Source organism: Nocardia sp. NBC_01730 (genome assembly GCF_035920445.1).
GTDB lineage: Bacteria > Actinomycetota > Actinomycetes > Mycobacteriales > Mycobacteriaceae > Nocardia.
This window is the reverse complement of sequence record NZ_CP109162.1, coordinates 1136943-1154940: the sequence shown is the minus strand read 5'-3', so window position 1 is coordinate 1154940 and position 17998 is coordinate 1136943. Positions and strand designations below refer to the sequence as shown.

18 protein-coding genes and 1 pseudogene are annotated in these 17998 nt (G+C 65.7%); 8 read left to right on the top strand and 11 right to left on the bottom strand.

Annotation, left to right across the window (positions count from 1 at the left end; translation table 11 throughout):
- Positions 1-27: 27 nt before the first annotated feature.
- From OHB12_RS36095 to OHB12_RS04385, 7 genes and pseudogenes are all read right to left on the bottom strand, one after another.
- Positions 28-153: pseudogene (locus OHB12_RS36095) on the bottom strand (biotin carboxylase N-terminal domain-containing protein); the annotation flags it as partial.
- A 54-nt stretch (positions 154-207) separates the two neighbouring features.
- Positions 208-915 carry an alpha/beta fold hydrolase gene (locus OHB12_RS04410; RefSeq protein ID WP_327116388.1) on the bottom strand — a complete coding sequence of 236 codons (708 nt, stop codon included), beginning with the start codon at positions 913-915 and terminating at the stop codon, positions 208-210.
- A gap of 53 nt (positions 916-968) precedes the next feature.
- Positions 969-1766 carry an SDR family NAD(P)-dependent oxidoreductase gene (locus OHB12_RS04405; RefSeq protein ID WP_327116386.1) on the bottom strand — a complete coding sequence of 266 codons (798 nt, stop codon included), beginning with the start codon at positions 1764-1766 and terminating at the stop codon, positions 969-971.
- A complete protein-coding gene (locus OHB12_RS04400) occupies positions 1763-2968 on the bottom strand; it encodes a VOC family protein (protein ID WP_327116384.1) in 1206 nt (401 codons plus the stop codon). Before OHB12_RS04400 ends, OHB12_RS04405 begins: the two co-directional genes overlap by 4 nt.
- Positions 2969-2976: 8 nt before the next feature.
- Positions 2977-3987, bottom strand: a complete 1011-nt coding sequence (locus OHB12_RS04395; protein WP_327116382.1) for a fumarylacetoacetate hydrolase family protein — start codon at positions 3985-3987, stop codon at positions 2977-2979.
- A gap of 8 nt (positions 3988-3995) precedes the next feature.
- Positions 3996-4385, bottom strand: a complete 390-nt coding sequence (locus OHB12_RS04390) for a nuclear transport factor 2 family protein (RefSeq protein WP_327116380.1) — start codon at positions 4383-4385, stop codon at positions 3996-3998.
- Between the two features lie 9 nt (positions 4386-4394).
- Positions 4395-5873 (bottom strand): aldehyde dehydrogenase, encoded by a 1479-nt coding sequence (locus OHB12_RS04385; protein ID WP_327116378.1) that lies wholly within the window; start codon positions 5871-5873, stop codon positions 4395-4397.
- A gap of 367 nt (positions 5874-6240) precedes the next feature.
- On the opposite strand from OHB12_RS04385, the gene OHB12_RS04380 reads away from it, so the two are divergent.
- The 8 genes from OHB12_RS04380 to OHB12_RS04350 all read left to right on the top strand — a co-directional run bounded on the left by OHB12_RS04380 (position 6241) and on the right by OHB12_RS04350 (position 13929).
- Positions 6241-6555 carry an antibiotic biosynthesis monooxygenase family protein gene (locus tag OHB12_RS04380; protein ID WP_327116376.1) on the top strand — a complete coding sequence of 105 codons (315 nt, stop codon included), beginning with the start codon at positions 6241-6243 and terminating at the stop codon, positions 6553-6555.
- Positions 6552-7490 (top strand): SDR family oxidoreductase, encoded by a 939-nt coding sequence (locus OHB12_RS04375; protein WP_327116374.1) that lies wholly within the window; start codon positions 6552-6554, stop codon positions 7488-7490. The genes OHB12_RS04380 and OHB12_RS04375 overlap by 4 nt, the downstream gene beginning before the upstream one ends.
- A 124-nt stretch (positions 7491-7614) precedes the next feature.
- A complete protein-coding gene (locus OHB12_RS36090) occupies positions 7615-7779 on the top strand; it encodes a hypothetical protein (protein ID WP_442800067.1) in 165 nt (54 codons plus the stop codon).
- Positions 7712-7867, top strand: coding sequence for a hypothetical protein (locus tag OHB12_RS36085; protein ID WP_442800172.1), 156 nt, complete (start codon positions 7712-7714; stop codon positions 7865-7867). The genes OHB12_RS36090 and OHB12_RS36085 overlap by 68 nt, the downstream gene beginning before the upstream one ends.
- Positions 7845-9143 carry an NAD(P)/FAD-dependent oxidoreductase gene (locus OHB12_RS04365; RefSeq protein WP_327116372.1) on the top strand — a complete coding sequence of 433 codons (1299 nt, stop codon included), beginning with the start codon at positions 7845-7847 and terminating at the stop codon, positions 9141-9143. The genes OHB12_RS36085 and OHB12_RS04365 overlap by 23 nt, the downstream gene beginning before the upstream one ends.
- On the top strand, positions 9140-10342 hold the full coding sequence (locus OHB12_RS04360) for a cytochrome P450 (protein ID WP_327116370.1): 1203 nt from the start codon (positions 9140-9142) through the stop codon (positions 10340-10342). Before OHB12_RS04365 ends, OHB12_RS04360 begins: the two co-directional genes overlap by 4 nt.
- Before the next feature lie 77 nt (positions 10343-10419).
- Positions 10420-12738, top strand: a complete 2319-nt coding sequence (locus tag OHB12_RS04355) for an ATP-binding protein (RefSeq protein WP_327116368.1) — start codon at positions 10420-10422, stop codon at positions 12736-12738.
- A gap of 225 nt (positions 12739-12963) precedes the next feature.
- Positions 12964-13929 carry a LysR family transcriptional regulator gene (locus OHB12_RS04350; RefSeq protein ID WP_327116366.1) on the top strand — a complete coding sequence of 322 codons (966 nt, stop codon included), beginning with the start codon at positions 12964-12966 and terminating at the stop codon, positions 13927-13929.
- An 85-nt stretch (positions 13930-14014) separates the two neighbouring features.
- Here the strand turns inward: OHB12_RS04350 and OHB12_RS04345 are convergent, their stop codons facing one another.
- The 4 genes from OHB12_RS04345 to OHB12_RS04330 are packed head-to-tail and all read right to left on the bottom strand — an operon-like array spanning position 14015 to position 17969.
- On the bottom strand, positions 14015-15070 hold the full coding sequence (locus OHB12_RS04345) for a maleylacetate reductase (RefSeq protein WP_327116364.1): 1056 nt from the start codon (positions 15068-15070) through the stop codon (positions 14015-14017).
- Positions 15067-15933 carry a dioxygenase family protein gene (locus OHB12_RS04340; protein ID WP_327116362.1) on the bottom strand — a complete coding sequence of 289 codons (867 nt, stop codon included), beginning with the start codon at positions 15931-15933 and terminating at the stop codon, positions 15067-15069. Before OHB12_RS04340 ends, OHB12_RS04345 begins: the two co-directional genes overlap by 4 nt.
- A gap of 27 nt (positions 15934-15960) precedes the next feature.
- Positions 15961-16770 carry an HpcH/HpaI aldolase/citrate lyase family protein gene (locus OHB12_RS04335; RefSeq protein ID WP_327116360.1) on the bottom strand — a complete coding sequence of 270 codons (810 nt, stop codon included), beginning with the start codon at positions 16768-16770 and terminating at the stop codon, positions 15961-15963.
- A 35-nt stretch (positions 16771-16805) separates the two neighbouring features.
- Complete coding sequence (locus OHB12_RS04330) at positions 16806-17969, bottom strand: CaiB/BaiF CoA transferase family protein (protein ID WP_327116358.1); 1164 nt, start codon at positions 17967-17969, stop codon at positions 16806-16808.
- Positions 17970-17998: the final 29 nt, after the last annotated feature.

Sequence of the window (17998 nt, the reverse complement as noted above, 5' to 3'; positions counted from 1 at the left end):
TGGCGCGACACTGTGCGACACGGCTAAAGCCATCAATCGATGCACCGAGTTGCGGTCTTCGTACGGGAAGACGGCGACCGTGCCGATGCCGAGTTCGTACGCGGCGCGAATGGCGATCGTGCCGCAGTTGGCGACCAAGACTTTGGAGAACATGTAAGTGCTGTGATGTGATTCCTCGCGAAGTGGATGGCGAAATACCTTCGGGTGCTACCGCGCGGTGGGTGCGTCGACCCGCAGTAGTCGTGTCCGGAGAATCTCCGCGATCCGCGCCGGCTCTTCGACAGCCGAGAAATGCCCGCAGCCTTCGATGGTGATCAACTCCGCGTCGGGAATCCCCTCCGCGAGTTCGACACTGTGCTCGAGCGGGGTTACGCCATCGGCCGTACCGCAGACCACCAGCGTCGGAGTATCGATCCACGACAGCTCTGGCCGACGGTCGAGCCGGTCCAGCGCGGCGCGCTGTTGGTCGCGGAATGCGGCGGCCCCGAGATCACCAGCCATGGCGGCGGCGAGCGCGACCACATCGTCTCGCCCCGGCGGCGCCACAGCGCCCGCCAATCGTTCGACCGCGATGTCGTAACGGCCGGACTCCGCCAACTCGATCATGCCCTCCCCGCTGGCCCGCCGTTCGGGCGAGGCCGCGCGTGCCGAGGTGTTGACCAGCGCCAGCCCCGCGAGCCGACCGGTCCGCCGCAGCGCGATGTCGAGGGCGACATAGCCGCCCATGGACAGTCCCGCCAGATAGAACCGATCCGGTGCCTGCGCGAGCACATTGTCGGCGATCGACTCGACGGAGTCTCCGGCATGCGCCACCACGGTCGACTCGACAATGTCCCCGAGCCGCTCGACGACCGGTTCCCACAACCGGGAATCCGCGCCGAGCGCGGGCAGCAGGACCAACGGGTACGGGAGCATTCTACAATTCCATTCTCGTGACGTCGCTCGCCTCGCGGCGGCAACTGGTGAAATCAGGACGCGGCGCCGTCGACGCTCAGCACGGCACCTGAGGTGAACCCGGCATCCTCGGAAACCAAATACCCGACAGCTGCGGCGATTTCGTCCGTCGTGCCGGTGCGCCCGACCGGAATCGCCGCCTCGGTAGCGGCTCGGGCCTCGGCGGGCAACGCATCGAACGTCGCCCGGACCCGGCCCTGCGCCGGCAGGATCAGCCCCGGGGAAATCGCGTTCACGGTGATGCCGCTTCCGCCGAGGTCTTTGGCGAGCTGCTTGGTGAAGCCATTGACGGCGGCCTTCGAGGCGGCGTACGGCAGGAGCGCACCCACCGTCCCCGATGGACCCGCGAGACCATTCGCCACGGCCGAGGAGAAGTTGACGACACGGCCGAAGCCCTTGCGCCGCATGATCGGAACGGCGTACTTGGCGCACAGGAACGCGCTCGTCAGATTATTGCCGATGACGGTGTTCCAGACATCCGGCGGCAAGTCCTCGATCTCGCGCACCGCGACGGTCCCGCTCCCTCCCGCCGTATTCACCAGCACATCGATCCTGCCGAACTCGGAGTCGATCTCCTGGAACACTCGCTCGACGTCCTCCGGCCGGGACAGATCGGCGGCGGCGGCGAAAACGCGCGCGTCACGGAACCGGCTCTCGATACTCTTCTTCGCGCGCTGTAGGGCATCCTCCTGCATGTCCAGGAGCGCGACCGCGAACCGGTCCCGGGCGAGGTGCGATGCGATGGCTGCGCCCAAACCCTGGGCTCCCCCGGTGACGACCGCGGTTCTTTCGTTCACAATACTGTCGGTCATCCCAGTGGCCCCCAGAAGGTTTCGCCCGCATAGGTATCGGGCAACGCGGGCAGGGTCTCGGGCCAGACACCGGGCTCAACCCGGCGGCGCTGATCCGCCGGCCGGGGCTTGCCGTCCCAGCCGATCTGCTCCATGTAGTAGTACAGCTGCATCACATGTCCCTCGGGGTCGACGGCGTGAATGACGTAATCGATACCGGGGTGGATCTCGGGCGGTAGGTCCAGCAGGGTGACGCCACGCTCGAGCAGGTAGGTCCGCGCCGCGCGCAACTGCTCGTAGGAGCCGATCTGCACGCCGAAGGAGAGCAGCGTAGTGTTTTCGCTGAGCCCCAGGGCCGCACGGAGTTCCAGCGGGAACAGGCCGATGCTGTGATGTTCGGTGTTCGCCCGCAAGAAGACGACGCGATGGCCGAGGACGGTGACCTCCTCGCTCGGCGCGAGGCCGAGTGTTTCGATGTAGTAGCGCTCGCTCGAAGCGACGTCCTCGACGAAGATGCTTACAGGTCCGATCCGAACAGCCTTGAACGGCCGCGACAGCAGCACCCCGCCCACATCATGAGTTTTCGGCAATTCGTCGACCCACCGGTGACCGGAGTTCAAGTCGATTCCCTTGACCGCGGCCACCGCCATCTCGGTGCTCTCGGAACTGGTCGGCAGCGGCGGGTGCCCGTTCCCCCAGGGCCACATCGCCTCCGGCTTGCTCAGCCCGTCCCAGCCCACCTGCTCGATGCCGTACTCGAGTTCGTTGACGTGCCCGGTGGGCTCGGGAAAGTAAGTGTGCCAGTTGGATCCGGGATCGCGGCCGTACCGGCTGATCTTGGTTCCGGTCGACTCGAGCCACACCCGAGCTTCGACGACCTCCCGCAGACTGCCGACCTGCCAGGTGATCTGGTTGATGGTGATATCGGAACGCGGCGAGGAGGAGGTCTGGTCGATCCACGGACGCGGCATCAACACGAACGTGTGATGGTCGCTGTTGTGGCGGAGGAAATAGATGTGTGTGTCCGGAACACCGTCCATCCACTCCCCTGGCTCGACGATCTTCAGATCGATCTTGTCGGAGACGGAGAATCCGAGCACATCTCGATAGAAGGCGAGCGCGCGGCCGGTGTCATCCACGCTGATGCCGAAATGATTGAGTCGGCGGATCTTGAACGGGCGATCGTAGAGAACCCCGCCGACCGGGAATTGACCTGTGGCCATGACTTCCTTCATTCGGTGGGCGCGACGATCTTGTTGCGGATGGATCCGATGAGGCTGGAGTAGATCTCCACGACGTCACCCGGCTTCACGAAGAGCGTGTCCGGGAGCGTTCCATCGGGCAGTTGCTTGCTGGAATCGACGGCCGTGCCCTTCGGAGTACCACTACTGATCAGATCGCCGGGCCACAAAGTCGTGTCGGCGGACAGGTATTCGCCCAATGCGGCGAAGCTGTGCACCATCGAGCTGGTGTTGCCGTTCTGTCTGACCTCGCCGTTGACACGGCATTCGAGCGGGATGTTCTGCGGGTCGATGTCCTCGTCCACGACGATCCAGGGCCCGACGGTCGCCGAGGTGTCGAAGTTCTTCGAATACAGGAAGTCCGGGCCGAAGGAGACGTTGTCGCGCACGGACCAGTCGTTGTGCAAGGTGTAACCCCAGATGTATGAACGGAATTCACCGCCGGGGATGTCACGGCCACGTTTGCCGATCACGGCCGCTACTTCGGCCTCGTAGTCCAGTCGCTGGGTTCGCCTCGGATAGCGTAGGGGCTGCCCGTCGGCGGACACCGCCCGCGAGTCCTTCAGGAAGATCTTCGGACCGCCCGACGTGAGCCGCTGAAGCGTCTCGGCCTGATCCTCGGAGCTGGAATTCTGTGCGGCGCTGTCCATGTGGTCGGCGAAGTTGGCCAGCGCGGCGAAGATCCGCGATCGGCCCTCCACCGGTGCGTGCAGGATGACTTCGTCCGTCTCGTAGCGAAGTCGCTCTCCCGACACCCCGCGATCGTCGTACGCCTTGGAGGAGAGATACTCCAGAGCGTTTCTCGCGCCGTCGAGAGCCCGGTCGCTTTCCTCGATGAAGTCGTTCAGCGAAGCCGGGACCTCCGCCGCGGCACGGGCCTGTGGCCGCGCGGTATCGGACGTCTCGGCCAAATACTTTGCGTACGCACCGTTGATATCGACGATGGATCCTTCATGGACGACACCGACCCGGCGGGCAGGTCCAAAGACTGCAATCTTCATTATTCTCCTCACGAATTATCTTCAGCAGCGTCGAAGAACTTCGGGTTTACCGGATTGAGGCTGTAGATCGCGAGGCGATGAATTTTTCCCTCGCGAACCGTGAAGAAATCCCCGAGCTTCATAGGCTTCCCGTCGGCGTTCAGATCGATCTCGACGGCGACCTGTTCGCCGTCGACCACCAGGGGGCCGGGGCTGGGCTTCATGGCGCCGGTCCGGAGACCGCCCTCGTACATCCTCGTAATCGCTTCCGCGCCCCGAAGCGTGCCCGCCGCATTGTGCAATTCCGCGTCCGGCGCGAAAAGCGCTCCCACGGCACTCGGGTCACCGGCCGCGACGGCGTCGAAATAGGCACGCACCACGGCAACGGGATCACTCATATTCCATTTCCTTTCCGGCATTCACACCGATCAGGCCGACAGGTATTTCTTCGATGCGTATACAGCCTTGTATTCGAGGTACGCGTCGATTCCCTCCGGCCCGAGCTCACGGCCGACGCCGGAGGACTTCATGCCCCCGAACGGCGCGCCCAGGTCGAGCTCGTAATAGTTGAGTCCGATCGTGCCGGTGCGCACCCGCCCGGCGATTTCGAGCGCGCGATCCTCGTCCGCGCTCCACACCGAACCCGCGAGCCCGTAATCGCTGTCGTTGGCGATCCGCACCGCCTCCTCATCGGTGTCGAATGGCAGCAGCGCGATCACCGGACCGAAAACCTCTTCACGAGCGAGTAGGTCGTTGTTGTCCACATCGGCGAATACGGTCGGCTCGACGAACCAGCCCCGATCGAGACCGGTCGGACGGCCACCGCCCGTGACCAGCCGGGCATCCGATTTCTTCGCGATGTCGATGTAGCCCAGAACCCGGTCCAACTGTGCACTGGTCGCCATCGGCCCCAAGGTCACAGCCGGATCGAGCGGATTTCCGATATCCATGGCGGACACATAACCGGCCACCGCGTCGATGACCTCGTCGTACCTCGAACGGGCCACGAGAATCCGCGACTGCGTCGTGCACGTCTGGCTGTTGTTGAGGAACGAAGCGCCACCGAGACCCGCGAGCAAGGTGTCGATGTCCCCATCGTCGAGGAAGATCGCCGCGGAATTCCCGCCCAGTTCCAGGGTGTGGCGCCGGAGCAACCGCCCGCACTCGGCACCGATGATCCTTCCGGCCGCGGTGGAGCCCGTAAACGCGATCTTGTCGACCAGGGGATGCGAGACGAGCGCCGCTCCCGAATCACGGTCACCGGCAACGATATTCAGCACCCCCGCGGGCAGCCCGGCCTCGAGCCCCGCTTCCGCCAGTACATACGCATCCAACGCCGTCTCCGGCGACGGCTTCAACACCACCGTGCACCCCGCGGCAAGCGCGGGCGCCACCTTGAACATCGCCAACGCCTGCGGAAAATTCCACGGCGTAATCGCCCCCACCACACCAACCGGCTCCCGCCGCAGGATCGTCGACCCCTTCGGGCTCGGCCGCACCTCCTCCAGTGGAAGCTTCTCGACCACCTCCGCATAGATCCGCAGCAGCACGCCCGGCAGGCCACCGTTCACCTGCTGCGAGAACTGAATGGGCATACCGTTCTCACGCGTCACCAAGGTGGAGGTGTGATCGGCGCGCCGCTCCAGCGCATCGGCGAACCGCCGCATCGCCGCCGCACGCTCGGCCGCCGACGTGCGACCCCATGGCCCGTGATCGAGAGCAGTGCGAGCAGCCCGGACCGCGGCGTCGATGTCGTCCTCGCCACCCAGCGCGGCGATACCGAGCCCCTCCCCGGTAGCCGCCTCGACCGCGTGGTACACGCGGCTGCTCCGAGGCTCGGCCCACGCCCCGTCGATGAAGAATCGCGGGCGGTCGAGGTCGGTGTGTCGCTCGGCAATGAGGGACATGTGGTCCTCCTGGATTTGTCATCAGAGGCGATGGGGTGAATTTGCGTGGCGCGGCGAATTCCGTCGTAGCAAGCATGCGTATCGCATCAATGACGCGTAAAGGCCAGGAATTTCAGGCAGACCATGCATCGCATGCATGATCTGCCATTTCATGACGACAGCCGAGGCCGAGTGCGCTAACGCGGCGGGATAAAGGAATTCACGCACCGACCACGCTTCTTATGCGGTCAGCGCATCGTCGACCTGAACTTCTTGACCTTTACACGCCCCATGACGAATCCGCATTCTGACTTCCACCCACTGCGTGATCTCGATCACGGCATCGTGGGTCGGCAACACCCGAACGAGCGGACCCGGACGTGACCTCATGATATACGAGCACACCGAACTCCGTGTCCGGCCCGGCGACGGGCCATGGCTCACAACGGATTTCGCCGGAGTCCGGCACCTGCTGCTGCAGTCGCCGGGATGCGTTTCCGCCGAACTGATCCGCGGTGTCGATCACCCCGATACCTACCTGCTTCGGGTCGGCTGGGAACGACTCGAGGACCACGCCGAGACATTCCCCGCCACACCCCAATCGGACGTGATCGCGAACGCGATTGCGGCCCACTGCATCGCACCGCCTCGGATCGTTCACTACGCGAGCCCGGACCAAAAATCGACAGGAGAAACTCAATGAGTCGGATTGTTATCAGCGGAGCCTCGGGCGACCTGGGGCGGCGGGTCACCGCTCTGCTCGCGAACGCGAACCCGCGCCACGAGTTGACGCTCGTGACCCGCACCCCGGACAAGCTCGCACAGCGCGAGACGGAAGGGATCCACGTGCGACGCGGCGACTACCAGGAACCTAATTCACTGGACGCCGCCTACCGCGGCGGAGACGTCCTGTTCTTGATCAGTGGGCTCAACCTCGGACGGCGAGTTCCCGAGCATCTCAATGCCATCAACGCGGCACGGCGGGCGGGCATCCGCCACATTGTGTACACCTCGGTGGGCGGCGTGCACCCCACCAATCCGGCGCTGTCGGCGAAGGACCACTGTCAAACCGAGATCGACCTCCGCGACTCCGGCATCGCGCACACCATTCTGCGCAGTTCGCTCTACTCCGAAATCGTCAGCCAAATTCTGGTCGCGCCCGCCGCGCAAGCCGGAGTGATGGCCCAGGCCACCGGAGATGGATACCTGGCGCCGGTGGCGAAAAGCGATGTGGCCACCTGCGCTGCCGCATGCCTGTTGGAACCCGGCCGGCATGCGGGAGCCGTGTATGAAATCACCGGTCCGGAGCTGTTCAATTTCGAGAATATCGCGCGACTCGGCTCGGAGGTCTTCGGCGTTCCGATCAAATACGAGCGAGTGACGGCCGACGAGCGGCTGGCGTTCTTCGACTCCGTCGGCATTCCCCGCACCTATGACCCCAGCATGCCGCCCAGCCCCGACGGGCATATGTGGGCCAGCGATGAACTGGTTTCCGCCGAAGTCGCGGTGGCCGAGGGATACCAGGCCTTGCTGTCGCACCACGTGAAGCTGATCACCGGCCGTGAGCCCGAATCGCTGCGCATCGTGATGGAGCGCGTGAAGACCCGGCGCTACGACGAGATCGGCGCGGTCTCGTAGCGAGCACGCGCATTCACGCAGACCGAGCTTGTCGGCCGACCAGGAGGTTCCATTGCATAAGATCATCTTTCACCACGTCGGAGGCGATACCGACATCGTCGAGACCCGGGCCGGTGTCAGTGTGATGCACGCAGCCGTACACAACGGCGTCACCGGCATAGTCGGTGAGTGTGGCGGGCAGGCGATGTGCGCGACCTGCCATGTCCTCGTGCGAGCCCTACGTGGACAGACTGCCGCCCATCGGCGAGGACGAGGAGGAGATGCTCCAGTGCACCGCCAGCCCGCGTGACGGTCAGCGCAGCCGTCTGGGGTGCCAACTGCTGATCGGCACCGATCTCGAGGAGGTGGAGGTCGATGTCCCGGAATCCCAGGTCTGATCCTGCCGTTCAGCGTGTGGTCGTCATCGGCGCCGGACACGCTGGAGTCGAGGTCGCCGACGCGCTGCGAGCGCGTGGCCACGCCGGGCCTTTGACGGTTGTCGGCGACGAGCCTGGGCACCCCTACCAGCGCCCACCGCTGTCGAAGGAATTCCTCTCCCCCTCGGAGGGGCCAACGGCGATGCCGTTGCGGACGCCGAAATACTTCGCCGACCGCCGGATCGATGTGCGCACCGGTGTCACCGCGACCGAACTGGACCGCCTGTCGCGGACCGTGCGGCTCTCTGATGGCGGTGAATTGCCTTACGACACAGTCGTTCTCGCCACAGGGGCAGCCAATCGCACGATCACCGTCCCTGGAGCGGACCTAGCTGGTATTCACGCGCTGCGTACGCTCGCCGAAGCCGAGATACTGCACTCCGTACTGAGCCGGGGCCGGTCGATCCTGATCGTCGGCGCCGGATTCATCGGCCTGGAGGTCGCGGCGGCAGCCCGCGAGCACAGGCTCGCGGTCACTGTACTCGAATCCGGGGACCGCCCGATGCGACGAGCGGTGTCCCCGACAATGGCGAACCACCTCGCTGCCGCACACCGCGAGGCCGGCGTCGATATCCGGCTCGGCGAGGCGGTCGCGCGATTCATCGGCACCGACGATCACGTGGTCGGCGCGGTCGGTACCACCTGTGAGCGGTACCGCGCCGATATCGTCCTGGTCGGCATCGGAGTCGTGCCCCGGGACGAACTCGCGGCCGACGCCGGGCTTCCCGTGTCTGACGGGATCGTCGTCGACGAGAACCTGCGCACCGCCGATTCCGCGATCTACGCCATCGAAGACTGCGCCAACCATCCGAATGTCTACGCCGGTGTCCGAATGCGGGTGGAGTCGATCCAAAATGCCACCGATCAAGCCCGCCACGTGGCCTCGGCGATACTCGGCGACACCGATGGCTACACGGAGCTGCCGTGGTTCTGGAGCCACCAGGGTGAGCTGAAGTTGCAGATCGCCGGGGTGCGCCGGCCCGACGACGCACACGTCGTAATCGGCGATCCCAGCACCGGCCGGTTCTCGGTCTGCTGCTACCGGCAAGGCCGTCTCGCCGCGGTCGAATCACTCAATCGCCCCGCCGACCACGTCGCGGCGCGCCGCCTGCTCGCGGCCGGCCGCTCACCGGATATCCGCCAGCTGAGCGATCCGGCGTTCAGTCTCAAGGCCTTCGCGCAGGCCTCCGAGGCACCCCATCGAGAATCCGCCCGCTCCTCGAGGAGCTCTTCATGACAACGAAGTCGACTTCCGCGGTCCCCACCGCCGACTGGGTCGATCCCGCCGCGATGCTGACCGACCCCTACCCCACCTACCGGCGTCTGCTCGACGAGTCCCCCGTGGCCTGGGTCCCCGCGCTGAACCAGTACCTGGTGACCTCCCACCAGGCCTGCCGCGCCGTCGAAGCGGACCAGGAGACCTTCAGCGCGAATGTCACCACCGGAGCCACTGCGCAGATGGCCAGGGCAGTGGGCTCGCAGCCGATGGTGAACAAGGACGATCCCGACCATGCGCGCGAACGGCAACCCGTCAATCCGACCTTGCGGCCGGGAAGCATGCGTACACACTGGGCCCCCATCTTCGAACGCAATGCCCGGACTCATCTCGCCCTCATGCGCGAGCAGGGTCCCGACCGGGCCGACCTCAATCGCGACTATGCCGCGCCGGTCGCCGCGCAGAACCTCATCGACCTACTCGGCTTCCAGGACGTCGAGGTCGAGGTGATGCGCCGCTGGTCGAACACCTTCGTCGAGGGAATCGGCAATATCTTCGACGATCCGGAAACCTGGCGGCGCTGCGACGATGCCCGCGCGGAGGTCGACGCCAGGCTCGCGGAGCTCGTCCCCTACTACCGAATGCACCCGGACCGCAGCATCATCTCCGCGTTCACCCATGCGGGTATGCCGATGACGCAGATCGCCGCCAATGTCAACCTCGTCATCTCCGGCGGTATGAACGAACCGCAGCACGCGATCACGAGCACGGTGTGGGCGCTGGACCGCCATCCCGACCAGCGCGACCGCGTGCTCGCCGATCCGGCCTTGTGGCCCGCCGTGTTCGACGAGACGGTCCGGTGGTTGTCACCGATCGGCTACTACCCACGGGAGACGACACGCGAGACCGTGCTCGAGGACGTACGGTTGCCTGCCCGCACGATGGTCGGCATTCTCGTCGCCGCGGCCAATCGCGACACCACGGTTTTCGAGCGTGCCGACGAGTTCGACATCACCCGCCCGCGGCATCCGCACCTGGCCTTCGGCGGAGGTGTGCACCTGTGCGCCGGCCACTGGGCCGCGCGCATCGGCATCGGGGAGATCGCGGCACCCATACTGTACGCGGAACTCCCTGGGCTGCACGTGGATTCACGTCGTGACGAGGCATGGTTCGGCTGGGTGTTCCGCGGGCTCACCGCGCTGCCGGTGGCCTGGAACTGACATTGCCGCGGCCCGCTGGTTCGCTCGACCGGAGAAATCCATGACGACCGGTTTGGCGCTGGAGCACAATGGCCGGGATGAGCAACCAAGTATCTCGGGCTCGAGCACTGGCGCCACCACCGGCCGAATTGTTCGGGCGCCAGCGCGAGCTGGCGAGCGCACGTGAATTGTTTTCCGCTACCCGCCTCGTGACACTCACCGGACCCGGTGGCGTGGGCAAGACCACGTTGTCCGCGGCGTTGTCCGCCGCACTCGACCGGGCATTCCGGGACGGCACCTGGTTCGTCGAGCTCGGCGCGCAACGCAGTTCGGACACCGTCGCCGAGGCCGTGGTTACCCAGCTCGGGCTGAGCGCCCTGGCCACCATGGATGCCGAAGAACAGCTCTGCCGGCACGTAGCCGATCGCTCGATGCTGTTGATACTGGACAATTGCGAGCATGTCCTGCCCGGATGCCGGCGACTGCTGTCCGCGCTCCTCGCCGCGTCCGCTGAGCTACGGGTTTTGACAACCAGCAGAGAGCCATTGGGAATCAGGGGCGAACGTGTGATCGGCGTCCGCCCGCTGGCGATCCCCCCGAGCCATCGCGACGTTACCGCGGACGAACTACGCGAGTATCCGGCCGCGGCCATGCTGGAAGCCCGAGCGAGGGCCGTCAACGATCAATTCGAGATCACCGAGCACACCACGGCGGCGGTCGCGAGGCTGTGCGCCACTCTGGACGGAATGCCGCTGGCCATCGAACTCGCCGCCGTGCGGCTGCGGTCGCTGTCGGTGCAGGAGCTGCTGGCCCACATCGACGACCGATTCGCGCTGCTGACCTCCGGCGATCCCACCGCCGCACCGCACCATCGGTCCCTGGACGCGCTGGTGCGGTGGAGCTATGATCTGTGCTCCCCGACCGAACAGCTGCTCTGGGAGAGAATGGCCGTGTTCAGCGGCAGCGCCGATCTCCCCGCGATCCAGGCGGTGTGCGGACTCCCGCCACTGGAAGGAACCCAACTTCTCGACGCGCTCGACGGCTTGGTGTGCAAGTCGATCGTCCTCACCGAGACGGCACAGGGTGGTATGCGTTACCGGTTCCTGGAAACGCTGCGCGAGTTCGCTCGAGAGCAAGCCCGGGACAGCGAAGACTGCGGCCGCGCCCGCCGTGCCCACACGGAGTACTACCGAACCTGGGCGACCCGAGCCGCCGAGAACTTCTTCGGCCCGGGCCAACCCGAAATCGTCCGGCGGTGGGAGTCCGATATCACCAACCTCGAGCTGGCCTTCGATGATCTCGTGCGGGCGGCCCCGGGCTCCCATGGCGCGCTGGAGCTCGCCGCGGACCTCCGCTTCTCGTGGATGAGCGGCCATCTCCGCGCAGGTCGACGCTGGTTGGAGCGAGCCCTCGCAGCCGACACGACCGCCTGCGCCGAGCGCGGCAACGCGCTGTGGGCAGCGGGGTGGTTCGAGGCACTGCACGGCGAAACGCGCACTGCCCGAGACTTTCTCGACGAGGCCGACACGATCGCCCGGGAGATCGGCGATCCGCGCATGGCCGCACGTGCCGCCACGTGGACCGGCCTGACAGCCATGATCGCCGGGGATTTCGAGGCCTGCCGCTCAGCTCTCGAAGCAGCCTACATCGGGCACCGGGAGCATGCGGATGCCGAGGGTCTGCTGATGACCTTGTTCCTGCTCGGATTGATCAGGAGCATGTCCGGCGATCATGAGGGAGCCACAGCCGCCGGCCGGGAAGCCGTCGAGCGAAGCGAGCGCCTGGGCGATACGTGGGGCCGCTCCTACTCACTTTGGATGCTGGGATTCGACGCGTGGACGCGCCAGGACCTCGATGTCGCCGAGGAGTACGCCAAGCAGAGCCTCACCCTGCGATGGGACTACCACGACAATTTCGGCAGTGCGGTCGTCCTCTATCTGATGGCCGGAATCGCCCTGGACAACGGCGATCCCAAGAAGGCAGCGAAGCTGTTGGGCGTCGTCGCGGAACTGCTCGCCATTGTCGATACCGAGGTTCCGGGCATGCTGGGCTCGCGCTACCAGGAGGTCAAATCCGCCACTCGGGATCGGCTCGGGGAGGACCTGTTCGCCCGCCATCACGACACCGGGCGGCGACTGGACCGCGGCCAGCGGATCCGACTTGCGTTGGGGTCGGCCGCCACCGTCCCACCGGATCAGGAGGATGCGGTAGCCGCTGCCGACCTGCTGACGCCGCGCGAAAAGGAGGTGGCGACGCTGCTGGCGGAGGGTCTCAGCAACCGTGCCATTGCCGCCAAGCTGGTGCTCTCCCCGCGCACGGTGGAGGCCCACGTCGAGCACATTCTGACCAAGCTCAGCGTCAACTCGCGCACTGAAGCCGCTCTGTGGGCGGCCACCGCCCTCGGCGGAAAGGCATGACGCACATCCCCGATCCGGTGGCCCACGTCACAGGCCACGTAGCTCCCCAGATACGTAGCGCATAGGTGTTCCTCCGCATGTGACGGAGCGCACTCGCGGGGGAATGTGGAGTTCTCATCCCGAGGATCCAGGTGCGAGGGATGGCTCCAACGATCGACTGGGACTCCAGCGCTGGAACCGGATAGGTGCGCCAGTGTCGGCGTCCCTTCCCGAGGTAGGTTGACCATGCAATTGCGCGAGCTCCAGTGGTTCACAACGCTGGCCGAGACCGAGCACATCACGGAGGCCTCGATCCGGCTGAACATCAGCCAGCCGACACTGTCCCGGGCGTTGGCACGGCTCGAGCGCAAGCTCGGAGTGCAGCTTTTCGATCGCCACCAGAACCGGCTGCGGCTGAACAAATACGGCGAGCTCTTCCAGGCCCACGCGTTACGAGCACTGAACGAGATCGACCGTGGGGAACAGCGGATCGCCGCTTTGGTCGATCCGGATCGAGGCTCGGTGTCGCTCGGGTTCGCGCATTCCTTCGGCGGCTGGCTGATACCAGACCTGCTCAATCGGTACCGCGGGGTCGCGTCCAGCACCTCCTTCGAATTGCATGGCGGCGCTTGCGATTCCGTAGTCGACAGCGTGCGGCAGGGGCGAATCGACATCGGCTTCGTGGCTCCCGAGCCGGCCACGGACGATCTAGAGTGGGTACCGCTCGGACGCGAGGCGCTATGTCTGAGGGTTCCCGCAGGCCATGTGTTCGAAGGCCGCGATCACGTCGCGATGGCGGACGTGGCGGACGAGCCGATGATCGCACTGAAGGCCGGGTACGGCCTGCGTCAGGTCACCGACCGGCTGTGCCGGGAGGCGGGGTTCAGCCCTCGGATCGAAATCGAGGTCACCGAACTCTCCACACTGCACGCCCTGGTCGCGGCCGGAATGGGCGTCGCGGTCGTGCCTGCCGCCCACTCGGGACACGCGTCCACGATCGGTAACGTCCCACTCAGCGACCCGACCGCCTTCCGGTGTTACGGAGCGGTCGTCCGCCGCCATGGTCCGAGCGGCCAGGCCGCACGGCGCTTCCTGAAATTCGTCGCCGATGTCTCGCCGATGTCGGCGCGATCCAATCGCTCGCCGTCCGAAGGCGATCCGAAACGTATGCTGCGGACCCCGGTACCTGCCGCCTGGCCGGTGTCGGCGTAGTACCGACGAACAGCACGATCACACCGTACGGGCCGCAATGTGAATCAGGTCCGCGCACGGACCCGCAAGCGGCCAGAGCGAAAACTCAGTGGATGCCCTTCCAGGCATTGTGGAGGAGTTCGATCAATTCCTCCCGCGTGAACGATCGGGGGTTCGAGTACGGGTTACTCACGACCTCGTCAGCGACGCGAGTCAGGTCACTCTCGTTCACACCCAGCTCGAGGAGAGTTCGCGGTGCTCCGAGGTCGGCGGTCAATGCCAGGAGGCCGGTAACCGCGTTGTCGGTGCGTAGTGCGCGGGCGAGGGCAGCGGCGGCCGTGCGAGCCGACGGGAGGTTGAATGCCGTGACGTACGGGAGCATTACCGCATGGGTTTCGGCGTGCGGAAGATCCAGCAATCCGCCGAGGACATGGCACAGCTTGTGGTGCAGGCCCATGGTCGTCGCCCCGAGGCAGGCTCCGGACAGCCACGCGCCCTGCAATGCTGTCGCCCGTGCCCGCGCGTCGTTCGGGGCAGCCGATAACGCTGGTAGCGCGTCGGCGAGGTCGCGGATGCCCTGTTCGGCCATGGCGGCGATCACCGGCGAGCCGTCGGGGGCGTAGAGCGCCTCGACCGCGTGCGCCATCGCGTTGATTCCGCTCGTGCAGGACACCGGAACGGGCAGTGTCATCGTCAGATTGGGGTCGTAGATGACGCTGCTCGGAAGGACTTTGCGGTCGCGGCCGGTTGTCTTCTTGTCGCCCTTCGTGATTCCCCAGATGGGGGTCATCTCCGAGCCCGCGTAGGTCGTGGGTACCGCTACGATCCCGAGGTCGCTGCCGAGCGCGAGCGCCTTGGCCAAACCGATCGTTGATCCGCCTCCGACCGCGACACAGCCGTCGATCTCGAGCTCGGAGGCCACCGACTCCGCTGCCTGGACGGTCTCCACCGGAACGTGCATCCGTGCCGAATCAAATACTCCCACAGCGGATTTCCCGATCAAGCCGACCGCCCTGTCGGCGAGGTCGCGCTGCTGCGGGGTCGACAGGACGAGCACGCGCCGCAATCCCAATCGGTCCGTTTCGGCCGCGAGCCGCTCGATGCTCCCGGACCCGAATACCACCCGCATGGGCAGCGCGTCATACGTGAAGGTGTCTGTCATTGCGGTCCGCCCTCTCGACCAAGTCGAATATCGAAGTGCGCATGGCGGAAGGGTCCGGTCATGCCGTAGTGCTCGAACCCCGCGGTATCGTCGATTTCGGTGAAATCGACAATGAGGCTCTTCTTCACCGCGAACACCGCATCACTGTCGATATACGCGCTGTCCGCGACGAACAGGTGTGTCGTCACCGGCCCGTACCCCGCCGCTTCGGCGAGTACGTGAATGTGCGCGGGACGGAATGGATGGCGTCCGGACGCACCGAGCAGATCGCCCACCGGCCCGTCCGTGGGAATCGGATAGTGACTGGGCACTACCGTTCGGAACCAGAAGCGCCCCTGCTCATCGGTCGTGAACAGACCGCGCCCGTTGCCCGGCGGCTGCTTGTCGGGCTCTTGCACGTCGTAGAAGCCGTCCACGCTGCATTGCCAGATGTCGATGGTGGTGCCCGCCAATGGCCGGCCGGTGTCGTCCACTACCGCCCCGGTAACCAAGCAGGGCGTCGAACCGCCCATCAAGTCGATCGAGTCGCCGAGCTCGCGACGTGGCGACTCGGTCATGTGAAAGGGGCCGAGAACGGTGCCCTCGGTGCCGTGCTCGTCACCATTGATCGTCTCGACCAACATCGATACGCCGAACACATCGGAGAGGAGAACGAATTCCTGCCTGGTGTCATCGCAGGTGTGACCGACAGCCGTGAGAAAGTCGATGGCCTGCTGCCACTCGGTCTGCGTCGGCCGTAACTCACGAACCAGGGCATGGAGGTGACGCGTCGTCACCTGCAATATCTCTTTCAGCCTCGGGTCGGACGTACCCTCGAAGCTTGCAGCGACGGCATCCAACGCGGTCGTCTCATTGAAATCCACAGCGGTTTTCCTTTCGCGGTCGCCTCTTCAACGCACATCTCGCAAGATCGCCCGCGCCCGCGCGACGACAGGCGCGTCGACCATCTGCCCCTCGATTCGGACCGCCCTGCCTCCGGCCTCGGACTCGACCACCCGCCGAGCCCAGCGGACTGCCGCCGCGTCGGGCCGAAACGCCGCATGGGTGCCCACCACCTGACGTGGATGCACCAGCAGCTTTCCCGTCATGCCGAGCTCCTTCGCACACCTGAGATCCTCGTCCAGGGCCGCGGCATCATCCAGAGCGGCGGTCACACCGTCGATCGGTCCCGGAAGCCGCGCGGCCCGCGATGCGAGCACGAGCGCGGAACGGGCGTGGAGCATGGCCGGCCGGCCGGTGTCGCACCCCAGGCCGAGCGCATAGTCCAAGTGCCCGAACGCAATTCGCGAAACCCCAGGGGCGGCGGCTAGAGACGGTGCACGCACCATCCCCAGCGCCGACTCGACCAACGCGATCACGGGTACCCCGACCCGCTCGGCGACGGCCGACAGTTCATCGGGGCTTTCGGCTTTGGGGACCATCACGGCGATCAGCCCGGGCAGGCCCTTCAGTGCCGCCACCTCGTCCCAAAAGTGTTGACCCGCTGGGGAAGCCACTCGCACACATGCCGGTCCACCGCGGGACAGCCAGTCGACTACTGCCCTTCGGGCGCTGTCCTTGTGCTCGTCCGCGACAGCGTCCTCCAGATCGAGCACGACGACGTCGGTCCCGGACCGGATCGCCTTGTCGAAACGCTCCGGACGATCACCGGGTACGAAGAGAAACGATCTGGCGACCCGAATGGTTTCCTCCCGATTCATGGGTTCTCCGCCCTTCTCGGTTCGGTGGCCGGTGCTCAGTTCGGTAATTCGGCTGCCGCTGAGGCGATTCCGAACTCGGCGAGTACGGCTTCAGTGTGCTCACCGACCCCGGGCACGGGGCCCATCACCGGCTTCGCTCCGACAAAGGTCGCCGGTGGAACGAGTGCCCGCAGCGAACCGACGGGTGACTCGTAGTCGAACCACCGTCCCCTCGCCTCGAGTTGCGGGTGCTCCGCCAGGTCGTGCATGTCCCGCAGGATCGCGTTCGCGATGCCCGCCGCCTCGAGCCGCTTCGCGACCGTTTCGGCGCTCCACGCCGAGAAAGCGCGCTCGATCTCCTCTTGCAACTCTCGACTGTGGCTCACCCGCAACGAGTTTCGAAGGAACCGGGGATCCGCCGCTATGGCGGGGTCGTCCAGGATCTCCGCGCAGAACGTCGCCCATTCACGCTCGTTCTGCAGTCCGAGGAACACCTGATTTCCGTCTCCGCACCGGAACGGGCCGTACGGCGCGATCGACGCGTGCCGCGCACCCGTCCGCTGCGGCGCCGTGCCGCCATACATCGCGTAGTTCAGCGGATAGCCCATCCACTCCGAGAGCGCCTCGAGCATCGAGATCTCGATGGTGGCGCCCTCACCCGTGCGATCACGCTGGATCAGCGCCGTGAGAACACCGGAGTAGGCGAACATTCCGGAGGCGATGTCGGCGATGGATATCCCGACCTTCGCCGGCTCGTCCGGGGTACCGGTGATGGAGACCAGGCCCGCCTCGCACTGCACGAGCAGGTCGTAGGCCTTCTTCGCCGAGTACGGTCCACCGGGACCGTAACCGGAGATGGAGACATGAATGAGTTCCGGCTTGACCCTTCGCAATTCGTCGCTGCCCAGCCCGAGTCGTTCCGCCGCGCCGGGAGCGAGGTTCTGGACGAACACGTCCGCGTTGCGGACCAGGGTCTGGATGCTGTCCTTGCCGTACTCGGACTTCAGATCGAGGCAGACCGATTCCTTCGAGCGGTTGAGCCAGACGAAATGGCTGGCCATTCCGCGCACCGTCTCGTCGTATCCGCGGGCGAAGTCGCCGACGTCGGGACGCTCGACCTTGATCACCCGCGCACCGAGATCCGCCAGCTGGCGGGTGGCGAACGGGGCGGCCACGGCCTGCTCGAGCGATACGACGGTGAGTCCGTCGAGGGGGTTCATAGGAATTCCTTCGTTCGATACGAAACCAG